A 23,362-nucleotide genomic window follows, 5' to 3' on the forward strand; every position below is an offset into this window, starting at 1 on the left:
TGTCGCGAGAGCATCGCGCGCGCTCGGCTCAATGACAACTCGTGGAAAACGAACGAATATGAAGAAGACGTTATTTTTGCAGGCGCCGTCGTACGACGGATTCGATGGCGGCGCGGGGTCGCGTTATCAGGCAAAGCGTGAGGTTCGCTCGTTCTGGTATCCCACGTGGCTCGCGCAGCCCGCCGCCCTCGTGCCGGGCAGCCGCGTGCTCGACGCGCCTGCCGACGGTCTGTCGGTCGAAGCGTCGCTAACGATCGCACAGGAATACGACCTCGTCGTCATTCATACCAGCACGCCATCGTTCCCGACCGACGCGCTGTTCGCCGAGCAGCTGAAAGCGCGCGCACCGAAGGTGTTGATCGGCATGGTCGGCGCGAAGGTCGCCGTCGATCCGCACAACTCGCTGACGGCGAGCGAAGCGATCGATTTCGTCTGCCGCGAAGAGTTCGATTTCACCTGTAAGGAACTCGCCGAAGGGCTGCCGCTTTCGCAGATCAAGGGCTTGAGCTATCGCGCCGCGGACGGCTCGATCGAGCACAACGAAGCGCGCCCGATCCTCGAGAACATGGACGAGCTGCCGTTCGTCGCGCCCGTTTATCAGCGCGATCTGAAGATCGACAATTACTTCATCGGCTATCTGAAGCATCCTTATGTGTCGATCTACACAGGGCGCGGCTGCCGCTCGCGCTGCACGTTCTGCCTGTGGCCGCAGACGGTGGGCGGGCATCGCTATCGCACACGCTCCGTCGAGAACGTGCTCGAAGAAGTGAAGTGGATTCGCGACAATATGCCCGAAGTGAAGGAGATCATGTTCGACGACGACACGTTCACCGACTTCAAGCCGCGCGTCGAGGAAATTGCGCGCGGTCTCGGCAAGCTCGGCGTCACGTGGTCATGCAACGCGAAGGCGAACGTGCCGTACGCGACGCTGAAGATCATGAAAGAGAACGGCCTGCGCCTGCTGCTGGTCGGCTACGAATCGGGCGATGACCAGATTCTGCTGAACATCAAGAAGGGTTTGCGCACCGACATCGCGCGACGCTTCTCCGAAGACTGCCGCAAGCTCGGCATCAAGATTCACGGCACCTTCATTCTCGGCTTGCCGGGCGAAACGAAAGAGACGATCCACAAGACCATCGAGTACGCAAAGGAAATCAATCCGCACACCATTCAGGTGTCGCTCGCCGCGCCGTATCCGGGCACCACGCTCTACAAGCAGGCCGTCGATAACGGTTGGCTCGAAGAGAACAAGGTGATCAACCTGGTGAGCAAGGAAGGCGTGCAACTGGCGGCGATCGGTTATCCGCACCTGTCGCGTGACGAGATCTATCACCATCTCGAACAGTTCTACCGTCAGTTCTATTTCCGTCCGTCGAAGATCTGGGAAATCGTGCGCGAGATGCTACTCAGCTGGGAAATGATGAAACGGCGCCTGCGTGAAGGCGTCGAGTTCTTCCGTTTCCTGCGGGCGCACGAGGCATGACGCGACAGTCGGCGCAGCGCCCGATAAACGCACCGCGACGCGCGCTGATCGTGACGGCCGACGACTTCGGTTTGCACGAGCGTATCAACGAGGCCGTCGAGCGTGCGCATCTGCATGGCGTGTTGACCTCGGCGAGCCTGATGGTGTCGGCGCCCGCCGCGGCCGATGCCGTGCGCCGCGCGCAGCGTTATCCGAGCTTGCGCGTCGGCTTGCATCTCGTGCTCGCGGACGGCGTGCCCATGCTCGCCACGCATCTGATTCCCGCGCTCGTCGACAGACATGGGCGGCTTGGCGAACGGATGGTGCGCGACGGCTTTCGCTTTTTCCTCCTTCCTGAAGTGCGACGCCAGCTAAAGGCGGAAATCCGCGCGCAGTTTCAGGCCTTTGCACGCACGGGCCTCACGCTCGATCACGTGAATACGCACAAGCACTTCCATCTGCATCCGACCGTGCTCGCGCTGATTATCGAAGTGGGTAGCGAATATGGGCTGAAGGCGATGCGGCTGCCGTACGAGCCGGGGGCGCCCGCATGGATCAGGCCGTGGATGGCACGCGTGCGCAAGCAGCTGGATAATGCGGGTATTGCACACAACGACTACGTGATCGGCATGTCTCAGACCGGGCATATGGACGAGGCGGCGTTGCTCGCCGCGCTCGCGCGGCTGCCGGAAGGCGTCGGCGAGATTTACAGTCATCCCGCCGTGGCCGGGGAGGGCGCCATTACGCGCACGATGCAGGCGTACCGGCACAGCGACGAATTCGATGCGCTGGTGTCTGCGCGTGTCGCTTCGGCGATTGCCGCGAGCGGGGCGATCACGGGCGGTTTCGCCGACGTGTTCGCGCAGCCGTCTTACTGATGATGAAGTGGCTCAACTGGTTGGGATTGCCTGCGGGCATCGCGGTGCTGATCGCACTGGCGTTGCACAGCGGACTCGACGACGTATTGCACGCGATCCGTTCGGCGGGCTTCGCGCTGCTGTGGCTCGTGCCGCTGCATGCGCTGCCGTTGCTGCTGGATGCGCAGGCGTGGCGGCTTCTTCTCGGGAAAACTGCGTCGCTGGCGTATCTGTGGTGGGTCGCCACCGTGCGCGAGGCGGTGAGCCGGTTGCTGCCTGTCGCGAGCATCGGCGGGGAGTTCGTGGGCGTGCGGCTCGCGCGCTGGAAAATCGACGAGACGAGCATGGTGTGCGCATCGGTGATCGTCGAGGTGCTGGTGACGGTGGCCGTCCAGTACGTGTTCGCCGCGCTCGGGCTCGTGATGATCGTCGCGCAGACGGGCCACGACGGTCTGCTGACGACAGTCGGTGCGGCGTTGGTGCTGTCGTTGCCGCTGCCCGTCGTCGCGTTCGTGCTGCTAAGGCGCGGCGGCTTATTTCACGCGATCGAGCGCTGGTCCGCGCGTCTGCCGATGAGCGCGCACTGGAACGTCGAGCGTATCGGCGGCGCGCAGCTCGATGCGGCGATCGATGCGCTGCTGTGCAAACCGCGTCTGCTGCTGAGCGCGTTTGCCTGGCAATTCGCGGGCTATCTGCTCGGCGCGTCGGAGGTCTATGTCGCGATGTGGATGCTGGGGCATCCCGTTTCGATTGGCGGCGCGATTGCCGTGGAAGCGCTCACGCAGGCGGCGCGCCATGCGGCGTTCTTCGTGCCGTCGGGACTCGGCGTGCAGGAGGCCGTGGTCGTGTTGCTCGCGCGAATGTTCGGTGTGGATGATCAGACGGCGCTGTCGCTTGCACTCATCAAGCGGATGCGCGAAGTCCTGTTCGGCTGTGTCGCGCTGGTCTCGTGGCAAGCGGTGGAGATCGTGCGCAACCGTGGCGGTGGTGTCGCGAGAAATCTGCGCTGAGTCCTTCTCGCTGATTCGGTTGTTGTGCCACGCATGCTGCGTGTTGCCGAATGCGAATCGCAATCAACTAGGTTCCGGAAATATTCGTGCCGATGTCATAGGCTGAAAGCCGGTTCCCTCGATTCGATTCAGAACGGCTGCGCATGCCGCCCTTGTCAACGTCTCCGACCCGAACGCTCGACGCGCTCAAGCGAGCCGGCCTGCTAGGCACGGCTGCGCAGGTCGCCGTGCTCGACTATCTCCAGCGCACGGAGCACGGCCATTTCAGCGCGGAAGAGATTCACCGCCGCATCGCTGCAAGCGGTGAACGAATGAACCTGTCGACTACCTATCGCGTGCTCAGTCAGCTGGTCGAGGCGGGCTTCGTCGCGAACGTGCCGCTCGGCAAGCATCACAGTCTCTACGAACTGAACTCGGGCAAGGCGCACGATCATCTGGTGTGCGTCGTGTGCGGTCGCGTCGAAGAGTTCTCCGACGCGACGATCAATCGCCGGCGTATCGCAATCGCGAAGAAGTTCGGCTTGCGTATTGTCGGCAAGACGCTGGCATTGCACGGCGTGTGCGCGGATTGCGCGGCGCGCGCGCATCCACCGAGAACGCGTGCGAAGTGAGCGTGGGGCATACGCGTCGCGCCCGTTTGTGCATGCTGGAAAGGAGTGTTTCCGCGCGACCCGTTAATCCGCGGCGCGCAAACGGCTACAGTGCCTCTTGTGCGCGGTGCTTCCCTTCGCGCGCGAGAGAGCTTCCCCCGGTCGCCGCACCCGGCGTCCGGGGTTTTTTTCGATTGCTCCGTTTTTTTGACGCGCGTAACGTGAGCTTGCCTCTTGAGAACAGGCGAGCTTTTTGTCAAGCCCCGCGCCGCTCCGATCACGTCCGGCCGGGGCTTCTTTTATGGTGTCTCCGCGTTCCGCGCACCACGGACTGCCGGTGCGCATGACTGCCTGCTGACGCATTCCCGTCGTACACTCCCTGATCCAAGATCCAGATGCGCTGCGAAGGGGGACAGCCTCATGTCGGACGATATGCTCAACACCAGACGGCTTCGCGACCCGGCGAAGTCGGACCTGCTGCATCTGCTGGACGGCGTCGAACAGTTCAGCGACGAGGTGTTTCCCGCTACCCAGGCGCTATTCGAAAGTCTTGCGCAAGGCCAGGCGCCGCACACCTTGTTCATCACCTGCGCCGATTCGCGCGTTTCGCCGGAAATGATTACGCAAACGCATCCGGGCGAACTGTTCGTGTGCCGCAATATCGGTAATATCGTCCCCGCTTACGGCGAAATGCTGGGCGGCGTGTCGGCTGTCGTCGAATACGCGGTGCTGGCGCTGAATGTGCGGCAGATCGTGGTGTGCGGACATAGCGACTGCGGCGCGATGCGCGGCCTCGCGGGCACCGCGCCGATGACAGCGGAAGACATGCCAACCGTCAATGCGTGGCTGCGCAATGCGGAGACGGCGCGCAGCGTCGTGCAGGCGCGCAAGGTCGACAGCGGTCATCTCGTGCAGGCGCTCGTCGAGGAAAACATCCGGCTGCAACTGATGCATCTGCGTACGCATCCGTCCGTCGCCGGACGGCTTGCGCAAAAGCGCCTCGATGTCCAGGGCTGGGTGTACGACATCGGGCATGGACGCATTTCGGTGTTCAACGAAGACGACGACCGCTTCGAAAGTCTGGGCGAAGCGCGCACACGGATTCAGCGGGAGCAGGGCGGCTCATAGCCGGGCGCAGCGCGACCGTTTTTCTTCAATCGCCCATTGCCGCCGCGCGCCGCAAGAATCCCAGCGCCCGCTCATTGTCGAGATACGCGGTGTTGAACCGGACCCACGGCGTCACTTCGCCGTGCGGCCGATAGTAGCTGCCCGGCTGCACGGTGATGCCGGCGCGGGCCGCCTCGGCGACGAACACGTCTGAACTCGGTACGCCCGGCACGCGCGCCCACACCAGCGTGCCGCCGCACGGCTCGTCGAACACCTCCCAGCCAATGCCGTTGAGCAATTCCACCGCGGTCGAAATGGCGCCGTTCACGCGCCGCCGCAGCCGTTCCAGATGCTTGCGATACGTGCCGCGCTCGAGCAGCGCGGCCACGACGCGCTCGCTAAAGCGCGTGCCGCCGAGGCTGGTCAGCGCCTTCACTTCGACGAAGTGCTTGACCAACCCCGCTTCGGCGGCGATATAGCCAAGCCGTAGCGACGACGACAGGCTCTTCGAGAACCCGCCGATATACACGACGCGCGTCAGCCGGTCGAGCGACGCGAGACGTTGCGTGGGAATCGCCTGGAAATCCGCGTAGACGTCGTCTTCGACGATCATGAAGTCGTGTTCCTGCGCGAGCTGCAGCAGCCGGAAGCCGACGTGCGGCGCGACGTTCGTGCCCGTGGGATTGTGGAAGACCGTGTTGATGAAAAAGAGCTTCGGCCGATGCTCCTTCAGCAGCGCCTCGACGGCTTCGACATCCGGCCCGCTCGACAGGCGCGGCACGCCGACCAGCTCGATGCCCTGCAGCTTGAGCAGGCCGAACAGGTTGAAGTAGCCGGGATCTTCGACGAACACGGTATCGCCGGGCTTGAGCAGCATTCGCACGACGAGGTCGAGCGCCTCGCTCGCACTGTTGGTCACCATGATGTTCTGCGGCTCGGCCGCTACGCCGACGAACGCGAGGCGCTGCTCGATCTGCAGCCGCAGCACCGGGTCGCCCTGCGGAATCGCGTAGTCGATCAGACTGCGCGCGTCCGTGCGGGACGCCTGGCGAATCGCCTGCGCAATGCCTTCGACGTCGCGCCACGCCTCGGGAATGAAACCGATCGACAGGTTCAGCACCTCGTCGGGCCGCTCGAACTGCCGCAGGATCTGATCCGACTCGGGCGTCGCGCGGATCGCATCGAGCCCGCGCGTCGCGCGCGGCGCCTTCTCGAACTGTTCGGCGACGTAGTATCCGGAACCGTGCTTGGGCTGCAGCAGGCCGCGCGTGGCGAGCCGGTCGTAGGCCTCGATGACGGGAAAGCGGCTGATGTTGTGCTCGGCCGCGAATTTGCGGATAGACGGCAGACGCATGCCCACGCGCAGTTCGCGCGCCAGGATCAGCGCTTCGACCTGACCGACGATCTGTTCCGTCAGCGGGGTAGCCGTTGCGACGTCGAGGGTGATCTTCATTCGCCTCCCTGTCGACCAGAGCCGGCGCTAGCACCTTGCCGTGGTCCCATCAAGATGATTGCTCTGAAAGTGTTCATGCGAGTTTGCCGAACACTTCACGCAAATTGATCGCAAGTGTTCATTCCAGTTATCGCAGTTTACCGGAACAATAGGCCCAACGAGTTAGTTTGTTCGCATGAATTTTAAAGTGAAATGCTCGAAAAATCAGTGATTTAGTTCGAATTCGACGAATTCTTCGAACACTGGCAAAAGCGAGCGAACACTTTAGCTGATTCCGCAAAAACGGAACTGTGTCGAACCGAATTTCCGAGGCCGTGCAAAAAAGATACGACCCAGCAGAACCTGAGAGAAAGCAGAACCTGAGAGAAACAACGAACGGCGGCCATTCACGGGAATCCGGCTGGACCGCCCAGACCTAAATCGACCTTCAGGCGCGCTCCCTTTTGCGGGAGCGCCCGTTTTGTTCGTCGAAAGGGGCTGGCTGCGGCGTGAGTCCGACACCCGGGCACGCATTCGTTAACAGCGCGCGAGGCTGCGATCGGGCGGCGTCGGGCTGATTAACAACACACACGTCTGACTGCGCCGTAACGGAACCCGGGCGACCGGGAAAGCCGTGCCCGGCGTCAGATCCACGGCGGAGAACGGGGCTACAAGTCAAGCCTGTTGCGCTCATCGGCCTGCCGCCATTGGCGAGGCGATGCTGCCCGCCACACGGCTTCGGGTTTCTGGCTCCGGGTGTGAAAGAACTGGCCACTGCAGTGGACAGCTTGTTAAGCAGTACAGAGTTAACGCCAACCCCAAGGAGATTGAGATGACGACCCAAGTGCACGTTCAGCAAGCGCAGCCGCAACAACAATCGCAGGCGCAGTCGCAAACGGACAGGCAAGACGACAAGAAAATCACCGTCGTGGTCAAGCCGCGCAAGGCGCGTCCTGTCCTGATCCCGGTTCACCTGTGATGAACGCGCCGGCGCCGTTGCGTGCCGGCCACGAACGGAGGCTGTCGTGATGGACGACATTTTTGAACCACAGGCGTTTGTGCTGGCGGGGAAGTGTCTCAGCACGTCGCCTTCGCTCGTCATCGAAGACGACGAGAACCAATATGAATTTCCGGCGTCCGTCGACGGTGAAGACGCGGCGTCCCTGATCAGCGCGCTGCGCTCCGGCGTCAAGGCGGAGGAGGTGATCTCCCGCTATTCGCCGTACGAACAGAAAGTGTTCGACCGTCTGAAGGAACTGCAACTGGTGCGCGCGGTGAAGCCCGCGCTGGCCCGCAGCGGCCTCGACGTGCTGCTCGAACTCGAAGATCTCGCCAACGATCTGCTGTATCGCACGCTCTATACGAACGTGTTCTGGGAGAAGTGCTCGTCCGCGAGTTCGGGCGACGACATTCCCCTCAACGTGATCCACGGGATGATCGTGGAGAACTACCATTTCCTGTTCCGCGAAAGCTATTTCGACGCGCCCGTTCTTTCATACGTCGCGAACACGGGCGTGCGGCTCTCGATGAACGAGTTCTACGCGGAAGAGTACGGCCACGACGAACTGTTGCTCAAGGCGCTGAACACGCTCGGCGTCACGCGCGAGGATCTCGCGCGCACCGTGCCGTTGCCGCAAACCATGGCGCTGTGTAACGCGCTTGCTTTCTGGGCGCATAGCGACCCGCTGTTTTTCTTTTCGACCCTCGGCATTCTCGAAGGCAAGGACATCAAGCAGGATTCCTTCCTCGACGCGGCGTATCGGATCGGTGTCGATCCTGCTTTGCTGAAGCCCGTGAAAGCGCATTCCGACATCAACCTGAACGGCGGTCACGGCAGCCTGACGCGCAAGATCTTTTCGCGCATTCCCGCCATTGCGGATGCCGACGTGCGGCGCATGCGCGCGCACACGCATCTGTTCATCGAACTGTACGACCAGTTCTATACGGGCATCTGGGAACACTATTCGACGTCTCCGACGCTGCTGCGCACACTCGACGTCAACGGGGAGGCATGATGCAGGCCACGACCGCAGCAGATCTTTTCGCCGCGCCGCGCTTTCGTCCCGGCGTGCAACTGATCGAAGAGCACAACGGCCTGACGCTCGACTATCGCGAGCAATCGTGTTCCGTCGTTGCCGACAGTCAGGGCGCGCTCAAGGCGTTCGTCGATTCGCTCCGACGCGGCGACACGTCGACGGCCGAACTGAAGCGCCGTCATCCGGAGCTTGCGTCGGAAATCGACGGGCTGCTGGAGGAGTTCGACCGGCTCGGCCTGCTGACCGAGAGCGCGTTTCCCACGCCTCAGGGTTGTCTGTCAGGCGAGGAGTTCTATCACCGGCTCAGAAAGTTCGCCGCTGAAACCATCGAGGCGAATTCGAAATCGCGTCTCTATCTGGGGCTGTGCGACCGCACCTTGCCGAAGAGCGCGCTGATCGGCTACGCGCTCGAATACTTCTATATCGTGCGCGAGGCGCCGGGTCTGATCGCGCCGTCGCTCGCGCATGCCGAACCCGTCAAGGTGCAGAAGCTGCTGCAAGGCTTTCTCGCCTCGGAACTGAATCACGACGACATGCTGCGGGAGTCGCTGCATGCCGTTTCCATCCGCACCGACAATCTCGACTATCTGGTGCCGCTGCCCGCCACGTTCGCGCTGTGCGCGTCGCTCGGCGTGTATGCGCGCCAGCATCCGTTGAGCTTCAAGTCGCTGCTGTTCCTGTTCGAGCAGCCGAGCGTGAGCTTTCATATCGAACTGGCGAACTATTGCCGCGAGACGGGCATCCCGGAAGGCTTCTGGCGTCCGATCGCCCGTCACTCGACGATCAACGACGAGTTCGATCACGAAGACATTTCGCTCAGCCTGCTTGCTGAAATCGAGGCCATCTCGCCTGAAGAGCAGATGACGGTCAAGAAGCACGTGATGCTCGCCATCGAAACCATGGTGCTGCAGGAGAACCAGATTCTCGATTTTTACGGCCGTCAGTCCGTCGTCAAACCGCGCATCTTTGCCTGAGAGCTGCCATGGAACGCTGGGATATCGATCGATACAGACGGCCGGCGTTGGTGCCGTGCGAAGTGTCGGCGGGCATCGAGGGATTGACGATCGGCGTGGGCGACGATGCCATCGACCTGTCGTTCGAAGGCGTCGCGCGCGACGAGGTGGCCGAGGTCGTCACGCAGTTGATGCGGCCTGCGTCTGATATCTGGGTGCGCCTGGGCGAAGGCGCGTGCCCCGCGTGGATTCGTACGCTCACGGTGCAACTGGATGCGCTGTCGCTGATCGAGGAGACGGATAGCGGAATCGACAGCATCACGTCCGATGCCCAGCGCGCGATGGCGTTGTGCGATGAAGTTGGGCAACGGCTGGCCGTTGTCGTCGGACGTCGGCTTGCGATGTATCAGGATGTGCTGAGCGTCGTTCATCAGATGCTCACGGCAGACACGCACGATCGCGACGCGATGCCCAGTGCGTTTCCATTTTCTGATGAAGGCAGCGGCAAGTTCGCCGGCAACTTCGCGCTTCAGTCGCTCCATTTCCAGTTGGCGTATGCGCGCCATAACGCCCCGGAAATCGTGTTCGCGTGGCAGCGCGTGCTCGCCGACGTGTTCCAACACGTGGGCTGGCATCCGGCGACGGCCGTGTCGGACGATGCTCCTCTGGAGCGCTTCCGCAGCGTCGCCTCGCTCGATCCCGTCGATCTGGAAATGTATCTGCTGTCGTTCGCGCATTTCGTCGAGATCGCGCCGCTGCGTGTCGGCAGGCGCATGACGTCGGCGGATACGGAACGCTTCACCGAACCCTGCAGCGGTCTCGCGCTCGCCGCGCGCGCCGAGCGCCTGCTACTCAACGCGCTCGAACAACTGGGCAGTAACGCGTATGCAGCGGCGGCGCTCGAGAGCCATGACATCACGCCGCTCGTGAAGGGCCTGTACATCGAGCAGTATCACGTCACCGACCGGTTCGTCGAGATACTCGGGCCGTTGCTGTCGCGCCGCCTCAAACGCAATCTGCGCGCGCGGCTGTTCCAGTACTTCCAGGAAGAATACGGTCACGAAGCATTCGAACTGGCCACGTGTGTCGCGCTCGGCATGAACGAAGCCGAGGTGCGCGCATCGGTGCCGCTGCCGCTTACGGCGCTGTATATCGACGCGTACACGGTGCTGGCGCATCGCCTGCCCACAGCATTCTTTACGTCGATCATGGTCACGGAAGGCCTGCGCGACCAGCACAGTCCCGTACACGAGCACATCGCCGCGCTGGTCGAAAGCGCGTTGCACGCGGGCGATATCGTCGCAAAGCATGGCGAGACCAACGACGAACTGAATCATCCGAGCCTGTCGCGCCTGTTCCTCGCCGACGTCCCACACGTGAGCGCGGCGGAGCAGCGGTACAGCCTCGAATCGGCGCTCTTCATGCTCGAAGTGAACATGCGGCAGCTGGAGTCGGTCGCGTTCTTTTATGGTGAACAGACACGTCTCCAGTTTCATGGGCTTCGTGAAGGCAGGAGGCCGCTTGAAATCTGACGACGGCGCCGACGAAGGAGGCGAGCGCGGAATTGAACGCGCTCAGCGCTTCGATCCCGTCAATCCCTATTGGGAACAATTCCTCGACGAAGCGGGCCTCGACATGACGGGCGCGCGCGGCGACGGCTGCTATATCGAAACAGCCGATGGCCGCGCGTTGCTCGATTGCCTCGCCGGTTTTGGCACGGCGAACCTGGGGCACGCGCATGAGTCGCTGCTCGCGCGTTTTGCCGATGCACTGCAGCGCACGTCGGTGAATGTGTTTCCGTTCGAATGCGCCGAGTCCCAACTCGCGCTCGCTGAAAAGTTGCTCGCGCTCAGCGGCCGGCGCTTCCAGAAAGTGTTCTTCGCGACCACGGGCGCGGAGGCCGTCGAAAGCGCTGTGAAGTTCGCGATGACGAGCACAGGGCGTACCGATGTCGTCACCTTCCGCGACGCCTTCCACGGCCTGTCGATGTTTTCGTCGTTCATGACGGGCAATCCGTTCTGGACGGAAGCGCTGCGCTGGAAGCCGGGCAACGTCCATCACGTCGATGCGCAGAATTTCGCCGCGCTCGAAGACAGTCTCGCGAGCCGCAAGATCGCTGCCGTTGTGTTCGAGCCCGTGGCGGGATCGTCGGCGGCGCAGCACTGGACGGCCGACACCGCGTCGCGTCTCGCGGCGCTGTGTCGTTCGACGGGAACGAAGCTGATCGCCGACGAGGTGTATTGCGGCCTCGGCCGCACGGGGACATGGTTCGGCATCGACGCGATCGGCATGGACGCCAAGGGACCCGCGGCAACCGCGGCGCCCGACATGATCGTCGTATCGAAAGGACTGACGGGCGGGCTGGTGCCGCTGTCGGCCGTGCTGATGAACGACGGCGATTTCGATGCCGTGTTCGGTGCGCCCGGCAAGGCGAAAGTGCAGGGCTCGACCTTTGGCGGCAACCGGCTCGCCATGCAGTGCGGGCTGATCGTGCTCGACCTCGTCGAACGCGGACGGCTGGTCGAGAACGCGGCCGCGATGGGCGCACTGATCGGCGAGCGCATCGCAGCGCGTTTCGATTCGCGCGTGAGCGTGCACGGCAAGGGCCTCGCGCTCAGCCTCAAGCTCGACCCGCGTCTGGACAGGAACATGACCGACGTGTGGGTGGATCTGATCGACGGCGGCGTGCTGGCGATGCCGAATTCCGCTGCGCCGGATTCGCTGCGCCTGTCGCCGCCGCTGATTTTCGGCGTGGATGAAGTGGAAGTTCTGATCGACCGACTCGACGAGGCGCTACAGCCATGAATGCGAACAATCAGAAGCAGAAGGAGGGCGCCGGCTACGCTGCGCTGCTCGTGGCGCTGTGCTGGTGGGGCCTGATGCCGCTGTATTACTGGCATCTGAAGGAAGTGAGCGCGCCGGAGATGCTCGCGCATCGCGTGTTCTGGTCGTTCGTGGTGCTGTCGGCCGTGATTGCTCTCAAGCCCGCGTTGCGGCAACACATGGGTGACTGGCGCTCGTTCCTGCTCGCACTGTTGCCGGCGATTTTGCTGTCCGCGAACTGGGTTGTGTATATCCTGGCGTCGGTGACGGGGAACGCGTTACAGGCGAGTCTAGGCTATTTCCTGAATCCGCTGCTGTCGGCTGCGCTTGGCATCGTTTTTCTGAACGAGCGTCTGAACGGTCTGAAAGCGGCAGCGCTGGCGCTCGGACTGGCCGGCACCTTCGTCCAGTGTTACGCGCATGGCGGCGTGCCCGTGTTCGCCGTGATGCTGACGGTGACGTTCTCGCTGCTCGGCCTTACGCGCAAAGTGTGGCCGACGCGAAACGCGATCGTCAGCACGTGGCGCGAAACCGTCGTGATGATGCCGTTCGCGCTCGGCTATTTCGGCTATCTGACGTCGCATCATGCACTTGCGTTTACGTCGTTCGGCGTCGACGCGTCCGTGCTGATGATGCTGGCGGGGCCGCTGACCGTCGTGCCCCTCGCGCTCTACGCGTACGCAATGCCGCTCGTGTCGATGACGGAATCGGCCGTGATGCAATACGTGACGCCGACCGTGACGTTCATTCTCGCGCTCACGGTCTTCCACGAACGGTTAACGACCGTCGATCTGACAGGTTACGGGCTGATCTGGTGCGGCCTCGCGCTCGCGACCTATGCGTCGATCCGGCGTCGTCCGCTTGCGCTCGCCGTCGCGGCGCCAGGAACGGCGCAGGGAACGCAAAGTGTGCAGGGCGTGCAAGGTGCGAGCGTGGCAGGACAGAACGTGTCCTTTCTTTCGTCGCACAAAAAGACGCCAGCTTCCGCTGGCGTGAATAGGTTCTGGCATTCCGAGGGCCGTCCAGAACCTGAGAGACGGTGCGAAAAGTCTGACGCATAAAGGGCGTCGAAGACCGAGTTTCAAATTTCGGCGCGCTCGATTGGGAAATCTGGCGCGCTAAACGCATGTTGCCGAGTGTACCCCCAGTTCGCAAAATGAGCTTGCAAAATATGCGATTTAGTTGGGGTCGGATTGTTCGCTCGCGTACAAAGGCATTTGTAAGCCAGGTCCCGCCATCAGTCGCGTCGGCGCCTGTTCCAAAGGGCCCGAATCGCCATTTTTGCGCCATCGGAGCGATCCTGAAAAAGAACATATAATCAAAGGTCGCGACCGCGCCGGGCAACGGATTCCCGGCGATGTGGACGGGAGAACAATGAGCCGCGGGCGAAGCAGTTCGGGGAGGGGCGTGGTTGCCGTCATCGGCGTGCCGATGGGACTTGCCTTTCCTGCATCGGATAAGCGCGCGCATGTCGGCCATCCGATCGTTCTGGCGCTGGCTGTGTGGGCCGGCCCGTTCGGGCTGGCTTTCGTTGGTTCCCCTTCAAGCTTGCATCGAAAGACATGTTGCGCGATATGCAGCATGTCGGCGCGCCGCCGCATGTCGTGTCGCAGTTTTCATCCGGATTTCACAGGGCTCCTGAGGAGCCAGGCAATTTCATGACAAGTTCTCCCGGCTCATATGACGACGAGCCGTTGGTATCGATAAACATGGCGGGCTCAGCCGCCGACGCTTACCGCATCAGCCACGCGTCCGGCGGCGCGCGTCCGGCTGCGCGCGCGTCCGCGCGCTTTGTCGCGCCTGGCGAAAGCATCGATATCCACGGCCTGACGGTCTCGGGAGGCTTCTTCTACACGGGCGACGCGCAGCGCCTGCACGCCGATTCGATCGAAGCATGTGTGATCGACGCGCGCCAGGACGTCGCCCGCGACGGCGCGGACCCGGCAGCGGGACTGGGCAGCGTCGCGCTCAGCTATGGCGGGCTCACGCCGGAGCAACGCCGCACGTATCTCGAATGGCTCGCCTCCGATCGCAAGAAATCGGACATCAACACCGGCTATCTGTTTTTCTACCTGTACGGGCTGGAGCGGCGCGTGCTCGTCGACGGCGCGGCGGGCAAAGTCAGCGCCGACGAATTCAACGCCATCGCGCGGGAACTGCGGCGCCTGCTCAATCTCGACGCGAACTACGGCTGGCAAAAGCACGTGCGCGCGCTCATCGACGCGCTGTCGCTGGTGGCGTCGCGCGGTACGCGAATGTATCTGCAACCCGCGCCCGACGGGCTCGCGACGGGTTATCAGGTGCCGCTGAACGTACGCGTCGCGTTCGGCCAGGCGGCGCTCGACCAGCATCCGTTACCGGCCGACTGGGCGCTCGCGTGGGTCAAGCTCGATCCGATGATGGTGCGGCGCACGGCCGTCGCGCGCTGTCCCGAGGAATTCGACCGCGTGTTCATGCGGCAGTATCGCGACCGCTTCGGCGCCGGCATGCTGCTGCCAGCGAACCGCACGAAGCTCGACGCGTCGCCGCAGCCGTCGTTTCGCGCGCTGAAGAGCGTGCCCGTGCCGGGCTTTCTGGTCGGTCTGCCCGACATCGCGGCCGTCAATGGCACGCGCAACAAGCTGCAACTGCTGATGCACGAGAGCGCCGCCGCGCTCGACGCGTACAGCCGCTATCTCGGCCGCTATCCGGAGGCGCAGGGCACGCTGGAAGCAACGCTGACGCTGCCGCCCGCCCTGTGGCCGCAGGCGACGCACGACGCGATCGACGCGCTCGCCGCCGAAGTCGCGCGCGAGACGGCGGTCAGCACGTTCGGCGCGGTGCTGGCGCGCTTCAAGTCGGGCGGCAAGATGACGCGCGACAAGGCTGTTGTCTTTACGACGGCGCTCGCGGAAGCGGGCATCGCCGTCGAGCCGGACGTCCGTCTGGGCGCGCGCACGCCGAAGCCGACGGACGCCGTCGCGCTGTTCGCGGTCGCGCCCAGTGCGACCCCGCTGGCCATCGACGACGCGTACGAGATTGCGACGATCATCGTCGATCTCGCTGCGACGGTTGCCCGCGCGGATGGCGACGCGACGCAGCGCGAGACGGCCGTGATCGAATGGCAGATCGATCAGTGGCCGCACTTGTCCGATGCGCAGCGCGCGCGGCTGAAAGCGCGCAATCTCGCGCAACTCGCGCAGCCGACGGCGAGCGCCGGGCTGAAGAAAAAGCTGGAACCGCTCGCGCAGGACGTGAAGGCGACGATCGCGTCGTTTCTCGTGCACACGGCGAATGCCGACGGCGTCGTGTCGCGTGAAGAAGTGCGCTTGCTGGAGAAGGTGTACCGGATGCTCGGCATCGATCCGCAGCGCCTGTACACCGACCTGCATCAACATGCGAGCGGCGCGGCCATCACGCCAGCGGGCGTGAAGCCGGCAAAGAAACATGCTCACTCACCGAAGCCTGCCGTGGTGAAGCACGAGTTCGTGCTCGACGCGACGCGTATTGCCGCGTTGAAGGAAGAGACGGCGCGCGTCTCTTCGATGCTGGCCGATGTGTTCGTCGACGAAGCGCATGGGTCCGTTACCGCCGTGCACCTCCCCGAAACGGCGCAACCGGCCGCCGTCGAGGAACAGGACATGCTTGCGCCACAGGCAACGGCCGCCGTGCATGACGTCGAGCCGACGCCTTCGCCCGAACCGCAGGCGGGACCGACGCCGCAAACGTCTGACGCTACCGGGCCGCTGCTCGGCCTCGACGATGCGCATTCGTCCTTTCTGCGCCTGCTCGTGACGCGCGAGTCGTGGACGCGCGCCGAGCTCGCCGATGCCGCATTGCATCTCGAACTGATGCTGGACGGCGCGATCGAACAGGTGAACGAGGCGTCGCTCGACCGTTGGGACGAGCCGCTCACGGACGGAGAGGATCCCGTCGAAATCAATCAGGAAGTCGCACAAAGGTTGGCTGCATGACAACGATCCGCCCAAGGGACCGCGACGCGGTCCTGCAATCCCTGCGCGCCGGCGTGGTGCCGCGCATCGGGCAACATCTGATTCAGGTCGGCCGCGCGCACGAACTCGAAGCGTTGCTGAAAGACATCGAACGCGTCGCGGACGGCGGCTCGGCGTTTCGCATCGTCGTCGGCGAGTATGGCGCGGGCAAGACGTTCTTCCTGAACCTCGTGCGCGCCATCGCGCTCGAGAAAAAGCTCGTCACCGTGCACGCGGACCTGAATCCGGACCGGCGCCTGCATGCGTCGGGCGGCCAGGCGCGCTCGCTGTACGCGGAACTCGTGAAGAACATGGCGACGCGCACCAAGCCCGAAGGCGGCGCGCTGGCCGGTGTGGTCGAGAAGTTCATCGGCCAGGCGAAGACGGAAGCGAAGGCGACGGGCCGCACGAGCGACGAAGTGATCCGCGCGCAGCTGTCGCAACTGACGGAGATGGTCAACGGCTACGATTTCGCCGATGTGATCGCCGCCTACTTCCGCGGCTTTGAAGAGGGCAACGAGAAGTTGAAGAGCGATGCCGTGCGCTGGCTGCGCGGCGAGTTCACGACGCGCACCGACGCGCGCCAGGCGCTCGGCGTGCGCACCATCGTCGACGACGCGAGCATGTACGACCAGTTGAAGCTGCTCGGCCGTTTCGTGCGGCTCGCGGGCTACAGCGGGCTGATGGTATGTCTCGACGAAATGGTGAACCTGTACAAGCTCGCGAACGTGCAGGCGCGCAACGCGAACTACGAACAGATCCTTCGCATCCTGAACGATTCGCTGCAAGGCACGGCGGAAGGGCTTGGCTTCGTGCTGGGCGGCACGCCCGAGTTTCTGCTCGATACGCGCCGCGGCCTCTATAGCTATGCCGCACTGCAATCGCGCCTGGCGGAAAACGCCTTCGCGACCAATGGACTCGTCGACTACAGCGGCCCTGTGATCCGCCTCGCTGCGCTCACGCCGGAAGATTTCTACGTGTTGCTCGACAAGCTGCGCCTGCTGTACGCGTTCGGCGACGCGAGCAAGGCGCTCGTACCTGAGGAAGCGATTCCCGCGTTCATGGCGCACTGCGCGACGCGCCTGGGCGAAGCCTATTTCCGCACGCCGCGCACCACGATCACCGCGTTCATCAATTTCCTCGCGGTGCTGGAGCAAAACCCGTCGGCCGACTGGCGCGAACTGATCGGCAGTATGGACATCGAGCGCGACACGGGCGGCGCGGCCGACATCGTCAACGACGCCGCGCCCGATAGCGACGATGAACTTGCCAGCTTCCGGCTCAACTGATTCGCGCAGCTTCGATCTGCTCGACGAGCGGATCCGCCGCTGGATCTGGCGCGAAGGCTGGACCGAACTGCGCGATGCGCAGGAGCGCGCGGTGCCCGCGCTGATCGATGCCGACCGCGATGTGATCATCGCGGCCGCGACGGCGGCAGGCAAAACGGAAGCGGCCTTTCTCCCCATCCTGTCGAACCTGCTGCGTGACGATCCGTGCAGCGGCTCCGTGCTGTACATCAGTCCGCTGAAGGCGCTGATCAACGATCAGTGGGCGCGCCTCGACGACCTGTGCGACGCGCTGGAGATTCCCGTCACCGGCTGGCATGGCGATGTGTCGTCGGGACGCAAGCAACGCTTCGTGAAAAAGCCGACGGGCGTGCTGTTGATCACGCCTGAATCGCTGGAAGCGATGTTCGTCACGCGCGGCGCGTCGCTCGAAGCGACGTTTGGCGCGTTGCGTTACGTCGTCGTCGACGAGTTGCACGCGTTCATCGGCTCCGAGCGCGGCATGCAGTTGCAGTCGCTGATGCGGCGCGTCGATCGCGCATGCGGGCGCAATGTGCCGCGCGTCGGCCTGTCGGCGACGCTCGGCGACATGCGCCTCGCAGCCGAATTTCTGCGCCCACGCGCCGCGCAGGACGTGCAGATCATCGAGTCCGGCAACACGGGCCAGGAACTGAAGATTCTGATCAAAGGCTATGTCGAGAAGCCGCCGCGCATCCAGTTCGAGCCGGGCATCGAAAATCCCGGCCTCGAAGACGTCGTGCCCGCCAGCACCGTCGAGGTCGCGAATCACATGTACAAGGTGCTGCGCGGCTCGAACAATCTGATCTTTCCGAACAGCCGTCGCCAGGTCGAGCTCTACGCCGACCTGCTGCGCCGCGCCTGCGAGCGTGACGGCTATCCGAACGAGTTCTGGCCGCATCACGGCAGCCTGTCGAAGGAATTGCGCGAGCAGACCGAGCAGGCGCTCAAGGCGGGAGACCGGCCCGCCAGCGCCGTCTGCACGACGACGCTCGAACTCGGTATCGACATTGGCGCAGTGAAGAGCGTGGTGCAGGTGGGCGCGCCGCCGTCGGTAGCGAGCTTGCGGCAGCGGCTCGGACGCTCGGGGCGGCGCAAGGGCGAAGCGGCGATTCTGCGCTGCTATGGCGTCGAAGCGGAACTGCACAGCGGCTCCGATCTGTCGGACCGGCTGCGCGAAAGTCTCGTGCAATCGGTGGCGATGGTGAACCTGCTGCTGCGCGGCTGGTTCGAGCCGCCGCGTGCGCGCGGCATGCATCCGTCGACGCTCGTGCAGCAGATCCTGTCGATCATCGCCGAACGCGGCGGCGCGAGCGCGGGCGAACTGTGGGACACGCTGGTCGCGACCGGCCCGTTCGGCACGATCGACAAGCCGACCTTCGCCGCGATCCTGCGCAGCCTCGGCGCGAAAGATCTCCTCGTGCAGGAAGCGGGCGGCCTGCTGCTGCATGGCGTGGCGGGCGAGCGGCTCGTCAATCACTACGAGTTCTACGCATCGTTTTCGACCGACGACGAATTCCGCATTGTCGCGGGCGCGAAGGTGCTCGGATCGGTGCCTGTATCGCGTCCGCTGGCGCCCGGGCAAGGCCTCGTGTTCGGCGGCCAGCGCTGGCGCGTGCAGGATGTCGATGCGGGAAAAAAGACCGTGTACGTGACGCCCGATCAGGGCGGCGTGCCGCCTGTGTTCGACGGCGGCGGCTCGCTCGTGCACGACGAAGTGCGGCGCGAGATGTTCAATGTGCTGAAGGATGGCGCGCCCATCGTGTTTCTCGATACCACGGGCCGCGAACTGCTCGAAGAGGCACGGCGTTATTTCGCGTCGAACGAACTGGCCACGCGCTCCGTTTTCACGCATGGCGGCAGCACGGTGCTCGCGACATGGGCCGGCGACTGGATCAACGATGCGCTCGTCGTACTGCTGCGCGCCGAAGGGTTGGACGCGTGGAATCAGGGCCCGACGATCAGCGTGCGCGTAGCAGGTTCGGTAAGGGACACACTGCAACGCATCGCTGCGCTGACGCCCGCGCAGACCACGGACGCATTACGCGCGATCGGCAACATCGACAATGAAAAGTGGGACTGGACCCTGCCCGACGACGTGAAGCGCAGCGCGTATGCGTCGCTGCGGCTCGACATGCCGGGCGCGCAGGCGCTGGCACGGCGGCTCGCGACGGCGTGCGACTGAACGCAGCTCGCAGGCGCGCACAATCCGAGTGCAAGCCGGTCAATTAAGCGGTAGCATACATTTCTTTGCGCGCATCGAACGGCTCGGCTGAAGCATCGTGTTTCAGCGGGCTTTCAACGTTTTCGCGCCGCACACAACTACATCCCCCCATGTCGACTCAACCTCAGACGAAGCGTCATCTCGTCATCGCGGCGGTGATGGCATCGATGGCGATGGTGGCCATCGAAGCCACCATCGTTTCGACGGCCATGCCGCAGATCGTCACCCAACTCGGCGGCCTGCGTCTTTACAGTTGGGTCTTCTCGTCGTTCCTGCTGGCGCAAACGGCGATGACCGTCGTGTTCGGCAAGCTCGCCGATCTCTATGGCCGCAAGCCGACCGTGCTGGTGGGAATCGTGATCTTCCTGGTCGGCTCGATCGGCGCGGGCTTCGCGTGGTCGATGCCCGCGATGATCGTGTTCCGCCTGATTCAGGGCATCGGCGCGGGCGCGATCCAGCCCGTCACGCTGACCATCGTCGGCGACCTGTATCCGGCACGCGAGCGCGGCAAGATTCAGGGCTATCTCGCGAGCGTCTGGGCGATTTCGGCCGTGATCGGTCCGATGGCGGGCGGCCTGCTGATCCGCGATCTGTCGTGGTCGTGGATATTCTGGATCAACGTCCCCATTGGCATTCTGGCTGCGTTTGGCTTCATCAAGTACCTGCACGAAGAGAAGCGCCATCAACGGCCGTCGATCGACATCATGGGCGCCGTGCTGTTCACCATCGCAATCGGCGCGCTGATGATGGCGCTCACGGACGCCGGCTCGGAGAACGATGCGCGCGCGCTGTTCGAAGTCGCGCTGTGCGTGGTTTGCGGTGTGCTGTTCGTGTGGCATGAACGGCGCGTGCCGGAGCCGATGATCTCATTCAAGTTGTGGAGCCATCGTCCCATTGCCGCGTGCAATGCGGCGACGGTGCTGTCCGGCATGGCGCTGATGGGTCTCACCACGTTTCTGCCGATGTACGTGCAGGGTGTGCTGCATCAATCGCCCGTGGTCGCGGGTCTCGCACTGACCATGGTGATGCTCGGCTGGCCGTCGGGTGCGACCTTTACCGCGAGGTCGTTTCATCGGCTCGGGTTGCGGCGCACGATGGTCGGCGGCAGCTTCTTCCTGCCGCTTGGCGCGATTGCGTTCGCGCTGCTGCAACCGGACGGCTCACCCGTGCTGGCGGGCGTCGGCTCGCTGGTGATGGGGCTGGGCATGGGGATCGTGAGCGTCAGTTCGCTGATCCTGATCCAGGAAATCGTGCAGCCGCTCGAACGCGGCTCCGCAACGGCATCGAACCTGTTCTCGCGCAATCTGGGCAGCACGCTCGGCGCGGCGATTTTCGGCGCGGTGCTGAACTTCGGGTTGAGCCATTACAAGGGCATGGCGATCACGTCCGACCAGTTGCGCTCGCTGCTCGATGCGACGCCCAACGCGGCGCAAGCGGCGCTGTCGAGCAACGAGATGGTGCGCGCAGCGCTGCATCACTCGCTGCATCTGACGTTCCTGTCGATCTTCGTGATCTGCGTGGGCGCAGTGCTGTCGGTGATGATGGTGCCGCACATCAAGCTCGGTGGACCGCCGCGCGAAACCTCGGTGGCTGCGCATCTGACGGAGATGTGATCGACCTCTGATGCACGCGTGTAGCCGTTGCGGCGAAGCGCGTGCTCATTCCGCCGACGCCGGCGTCGTTCTGACGCCTAGCTCGCCAGGCGCATCGCCACTCGCTGCGCCTTCATCCACTTCCTTTGTGATCCATTGACTGAACGCGCGCATTGCGGGCGTCGCCGGTTTTGCCTTTTGCCAGGTGAGCCAGTAGCTGCCCGCGTGCACGTCGATATCGAACGGACGCGCGAGACGTCCCATCGACAGATCGCGCTCGAACATCGAAGCAGGCGCGAGCGCTACGCCCGCGCCTTGCATTGCCGCTTCCACCATCAGCCGCGACGAATCGAATACGGGGCCGCGCACCGGACGCGGCGCGAGGCCCGCTGCCGCGAACCAGTTCGCCCAGTCGTCTGCGCGATACGAACGCAGCAGCTTTTCACTGGCGAGATCGGCGGGCGTCTGCAGGCGCTGCGCGATCTCGGGCGTGCACAGTACCGACAGCGGCGCATCGAACAGCTTCTGTGCGCGCGAGCCGGGCCATGTGCCGTCGCCGAAGCGGATTGCGAAGTCGAGACCTTCCGCGGAGAGATCGACGAGATTGTTGTTGGTCTGCAGGCGCAACTCGACGAAAGGGTGCGCGTCATGAAACGCCTTGAGGCGCGGCATCAGCCAGCCGACCGCGAACGTCCCGACCGCGCCGACCGTCAGCACCTCATGAAAATGCCCGCCTTCGAACTGCCGCAACACGGCTTCGATGCGGTCGAATGCATCGCTGAGCACGGGGCGCAGCGCGAGTCCTTCATCGGTGATGGCGAGGCCGCGCGGCAGGCGCTTGAAGAGCGTCGCGCCGAGGCGCTCTTCTAGCATGCGCACCTGCTGGCTGACGGCCGCCTGGGTGACGTTCAGTTCGAGCGCAGCGCGGGTGAAACTCAGATGCCGGGCCGACGATTCGAAGGCGCGCAGCGCGTTCAGCGGGAGATACGGTCGCATGTTCGAGCCATAAGAAATTCTGGGGCATCGAGCAATTTATCATCGTTTGTCACCCGGCTGCGGAAACGAGATAGTGGCGGCTCTTCAAGGAGGAGCAATGGTCACGAGGCGGACATTCACATTGGCGTTGATAGGCAGTGGGTTAGCTGGCGTTGCGGCTCATGCGCTCGGCGCAGGGGCGAGCGTGGCGGCATCGGCGCCGCGCGGGAGCGCTCTGGAACAGCAGCTCGCGCAGATCGAAGCGCAAACGGGCGGGCGGCTGGGCGTCGCGATACTCGATACGGCAAGCACGAAGCCGCAGGGCTGGCGCATGCACGAGCGCTTTCCGATGTGCAGCACGTTCAAGTTCCTGCTCGCGTCGGCGGTGCTGGTGCGCAAGGATCAAGGCAAAGAACAGCTTGGGCGCAAGATCGTCTACTCGAAAGACGTCGTGGTGGCGAATTCGCCCGTCAGCGGTCCGCGTGCAGGCGGCGATGGCATGACGGTCGCGGAATTGTGCGAAGCGGCCATCACGCGCAGCGACAACACGGCTGCGAATCTGCTGCTCAAGAGTATCGGCGGGCCGGCGGCGCTGACGGATTTTGCACGCGGCATCGGCGACCGGATCACGCGGCTCGACCGCAACGAACCGACGCTCAACGAAGCGACGGAAGGCGATCCGCGCGATACGACCACACCCGCCGCGATGCTCACCGACATGCGCACGCTGTTGCTCGGCAAGCATCTGTCCACCGCGTCGCGCGAGCAACTAACGGCATGGCTCGCCGGCAACAAGACGGGCGACGCGCGCCTGCGCGCCGGCTTGCCGAAGTCATGGCAAATCGGCGACAAGACGGGCACGGGCGAGCGGGGCACCTCGAACGATATCGCCGTCATCTGGCCTGAAGGCCGCGCGCCGATTCTGGTGGTGGCGTATCTGACGGGCGCGACTCAAGCTACCTCGACGCAGCGCGACGCGGCGATCGCGCAGGTCGGGGCGCTGGTTGCAAACATTTGATCGAAAGG

18 protein-coding genes are annotated in these 23,362 nt (G+C 63.8%); 16 read left to right on the top strand and 2 right to left on the bottom strand.

Features of this window, described 5'->3' with window-relative positions:
• The first annotated feature begins 58 nt into the window (after positions 1 to 58).
• From hpnJ to PPGU16_RS07475, 5 genes are all read left to right on the top strand, one after another.
• Positions 59 to 1,483 (top strand): hopanoid biosynthesis associated radical SAM protein HpnJ, encoded by a 1,425-nt coding sequence (hpnJ, locus tag PPGU16_RS07455; RefSeq protein WP_180722346.1) that lies wholly within the window; start codon positions 59 to 61, stop codon positions 1,481 to 1,483.
• Positions 1,480 to 2,340 (top strand): hopanoid biosynthesis-associated protein HpnK, encoded by an 861-nt coding sequence (gene hpnK / locus PPGU16_RS07460; RefSeq protein WP_180722347.1) that lies wholly within the window; start codon positions 1,480 to 1,482, stop codon positions 2,338 to 2,340. Before hpnJ ends, hpnK begins: the two co-directional genes overlap by 4 nt.
• A complete protein-coding gene (locus tag PPGU16_RS07465) occupies positions 2,340 to 3,329 on the top strand; it encodes a lysylphosphatidylglycerol synthase domain-containing protein (RefSeq protein WP_180722348.1) in 990 nt (329 codons plus the stop codon). The genes hpnK and PPGU16_RS07465 overlap by 1 nt, the downstream gene beginning before the upstream one ends.
• A gap of 143 nt (positions 3,330 to 3,472) precedes the next feature.
• Entirely contained in the window at positions 3,473 to 3,940 is a 468-nt protein-coding gene (locus PPGU16_RS07470; RefSeq protein WP_180722349.1) for a Fur family transcriptional regulator, read from the top strand.
• Between the two features lie 399 nt (positions 3,941 to 4,339).
• Complete coding sequence (locus PPGU16_RS07475; RefSeq protein ID WP_180722350.1) at positions 4,340 to 5,047, top strand: carbonic anhydrase; 708 nt, start codon at positions 4,340 to 4,342, stop codon at positions 5,045 to 5,047.
• A gap of 25 nt (positions 5,048 to 5,072) precedes the next feature.
• Here the strand turns inward: PPGU16_RS07475 and PPGU16_RS07480 are convergent, their stop codons facing one another.
• Positions 5,073 to 6,479 carry an aminotransferase-like domain-containing protein gene (locus PPGU16_RS07480; protein WP_180722351.1) on the bottom strand — a complete coding sequence of 469 codons (1,407 nt, stop codon included), beginning with the start codon at positions 6,477 to 6,479 and terminating at the stop codon, positions 5,073 to 5,075.
• An 811-nt stretch (positions 6,480 to 7,290) separates the two neighbouring features.
• On the opposite strand from PPGU16_RS07480, the gene PPGU16_RS07485 reads away from it, so the two are divergent.
• The 10 genes from PPGU16_RS07485 to PPGU16_RS07530 all read left to right on the top strand — a co-directional run bounded on the left by PPGU16_RS07485 (position 7,291) and on the right by PPGU16_RS07530 (position 21,382).
• The gene (locus tag PPGU16_RS07485) at positions 7,291 to 7,437 is read left to right on the top strand and encodes a hypothetical protein (protein WP_180722352.1); all 147 of its coding nucleotides are present in this window, start codon (positions 7,291 to 7,293) and stop codon (positions 7,435 to 7,437) included.
• Positions 7,438 to 7,486: 49 nt separating this feature from the next.
• Positions 7,487 to 8,473, top strand: coding sequence for an iron-containing redox enzyme family protein (locus PPGU16_RS07490; protein ID WP_180722353.1), 987 nt, complete (start codon positions 7,487 to 7,489; stop codon positions 8,471 to 8,473).
• Positions 8,470 to 9,468 carry an iron-containing redox enzyme family protein gene (locus PPGU16_RS07495; protein ID WP_224030484.1) on the top strand — a complete coding sequence of 333 codons (999 nt, stop codon included), beginning with the start codon at positions 8,470 to 8,472 and terminating at the stop codon, positions 9,466 to 9,468. The genes PPGU16_RS07490 and PPGU16_RS07495 overlap by 4 nt, the downstream gene beginning before the upstream one ends.
• Before the next feature lie 8 nt (positions 9,469 to 9,476).
• Positions 9,477 to 10,979 carry a heme oxygenase-like domain-containing protein gene (locus tag PPGU16_RS07500; RefSeq protein WP_180722354.1) on the top strand — a complete coding sequence of 501 codons (1,503 nt, stop codon included), beginning with the start codon at positions 9,477 to 9,479 and terminating at the stop codon, positions 10,977 to 10,979.
• Complete coding sequence (locus PPGU16_RS07505) at positions 10,969 to 12,252, top strand: aminotransferase class III-fold pyridoxal phosphate-dependent enzyme (protein ID WP_243460578.1); 1,284 nt, start codon at positions 10,969 to 10,971, stop codon at positions 12,250 to 12,252. Before PPGU16_RS07500 ends, PPGU16_RS07505 begins: the two co-directional genes overlap by 11 nt.
• Complete coding sequence (gene rarD, locus PPGU16_RS07510; protein WP_180722355.1) at positions 12,249 to 13,331, top strand: EamA family transporter RarD; 1,083 nt, start codon at positions 12,249 to 12,251, stop codon at positions 13,329 to 13,331. The genes PPGU16_RS07505 and rarD overlap by 4 nt, the downstream gene beginning before the upstream one ends.
• 597 nt (positions 13,332 to 13,928) lie before the next feature.
• Entirely contained in the window at positions 13,929 to 16,223 is a 2,295-nt protein-coding gene (locus PPGU16_RS07515) for a tellurite resistance TerB family protein (RefSeq protein WP_180722356.1), read from the top strand.
• Positions 16,220 to 17,530, top strand: coding sequence for an ATP-binding protein (locus PPGU16_RS07520; RefSeq protein WP_180722357.1), 1,311 nt, complete (start codon positions 16,220 to 16,222; stop codon positions 17,528 to 17,530). Before PPGU16_RS07515 ends, PPGU16_RS07520 begins: the two co-directional genes overlap by 4 nt.
• Positions 17,502 to 19,730 carry a DEAD/DEAH box helicase gene (locus PPGU16_RS07525; protein WP_180722358.1) on the top strand — a complete coding sequence of 743 codons (2,229 nt, stop codon included), beginning with the start codon at positions 17,502 to 17,504 and terminating at the stop codon, positions 19,728 to 19,730. The genes PPGU16_RS07520 and PPGU16_RS07525 overlap by 29 nt, the downstream gene beginning before the upstream one ends.
• Positions 19,731 to 19,879: 149 nt before the next feature.
• Positions 19,880 to 21,382, top strand: coding sequence for an MDR family MFS transporter (locus PPGU16_RS07530; RefSeq protein ID WP_180722359.1), 1,503 nt, complete (start codon positions 19,880 to 19,882; stop codon positions 21,380 to 21,382).
• Between the two features lie 45 nt (positions 21,383 to 21,427).
• Here PPGU16_RS07530 and PPGU16_RS07535 read toward each other — a convergent pair whose 3' ends face one another.
• Entirely contained in the window at positions 21,428 to 22,357 is a 930-nt protein-coding gene (locus PPGU16_RS07535; RefSeq protein ID WP_180722360.1) for a LysR family transcriptional regulator, read from the bottom strand.
• Positions 22,358 to 22,454: 97 nt separating this feature from the next.
• Here PPGU16_RS07535 and bla point away from each other — a divergent pair, with 97 nt between their 5' ends.
• Positions 22,455 to 23,354, top strand: coding sequence for a class A beta-lactamase (gene bla / locus PPGU16_RS07540; RefSeq protein ID WP_180722361.1), 900 nt, complete (start codon positions 22,455 to 22,457; stop codon positions 23,352 to 23,354).
• Positions 23,355 to 23,362: the final 8 nt, after the last annotated feature.

This window comes from Paraburkholderia largidicola (genome assembly GCF_013426895.1).
In the GTDB taxonomy this organism is placed as follows: domain Bacteria; phylum Pseudomonadota; class Gammaproteobacteria; order Burkholderiales; family Burkholderiaceae; genus Paraburkholderia; species Paraburkholderia largidicola.

Coding starts and splice junctions, on each gene's coding strand:
- PPGU16_RS07465 (WP_180722348.1), top strand. CDS start 2,340: ATGATGAAGTGGCTCAACTGGTTGGGATTGCCTGCGGGCATCGCGGTG.
- PPGU16_RS07495 (WP_224030484.1), top strand. CDS start 8,470: ATGATGCAGGCCACGACCGCAGCAGATCTTTTCGCCGCGCCGCGCTTT.
- PPGU16_RS07470 (WP_180722349.1), top strand. CDS start 3,473: ATGCCGCCCTTGTCAACGTCTCCGACCCGAACGCTCGACGCGCTCAAG.
- PPGU16_RS07475 (WP_180722350.1), top strand. CDS start 4,340: ATGTCGGACGATATGCTCAACACCAGACGGCTTCGCGACCCGGCGAAG.
- rarD (WP_180722355.1), top strand. CDS start 12,249: ATGAATGCGAACAATCAGAAGCAGAAGGAGGGCGCCGGCTACGCTGCG.
- PPGU16_RS07485 (WP_180722352.1), top strand. CDS start 7,291: ATGACGACCCAAGTGCACGTTCAGCAAGCGCAGCCGCAACAACAATCG.
- PPGU16_RS07480 (WP_180722351.1), bottom strand. CDS start 6,479: ATGAAGATCACCCTCGACGTCGCAACGGCTACCCCGCTGACGGAACAG.
- PPGU16_RS07520 (WP_180722357.1), top strand. CDS start 16,220: ATGACAACGATCCGCCCAAGGGACCGCGACGCGGTCCTGCAATCCCTG.
- hpnK (WP_180722347.1), top strand. CDS start 1,480: ATGACGCGACAGTCGGCGCAGCGCCCGATAAACGCACCGCGACGCGCG.
- PPGU16_RS07530 (WP_180722359.1), top strand. CDS start 19,880: ATGTCGACTCAACCTCAGACGAAGCGTCATCTCGTCATCGCGGCGGTG.
- PPGU16_RS07535 (WP_180722360.1), bottom strand. CDS start 22,357: ATGCGACCGTATCTCCCGCTGAACGCGCTGCGCGCCTTCGAATCGTCG.
- hpnJ (WP_180722346.1), top strand. CDS start 59: ATGAAGAAGACGTTATTTTTGCAGGCGCCGTCGTACGACGGATTCGAT.
- PPGU16_RS07525 (WP_180722358.1), top strand. CDS start 17,502: ATGAACTTGCCAGCTTCCGGCTCAACTGATTCGCGCAGCTTCGATCTG.
- PPGU16_RS07500 (WP_180722354.1), top strand. CDS start 9,477: ATGGAACGCTGGGATATCGATCGATACAGACGGCCGGCGTTGGTGCCG.
- PPGU16_RS07515 (WP_180722356.1), top strand. CDS start 13,929: ATGACAAGTTCTCCCGGCTCATATGACGACGAGCCGTTGGTATCGATA.
- PPGU16_RS07490 (WP_180722353.1), top strand. CDS start 7,487: ATGGACGACATTTTTGAACCACAGGCGTTTGTGCTGGCGGGGAAGTGT.
- bla (WP_180722361.1), top strand. CDS start 22,455: ATGGTCACGAGGCGGACATTCACATTGGCGTTGATAGGCAGTGGGTTA.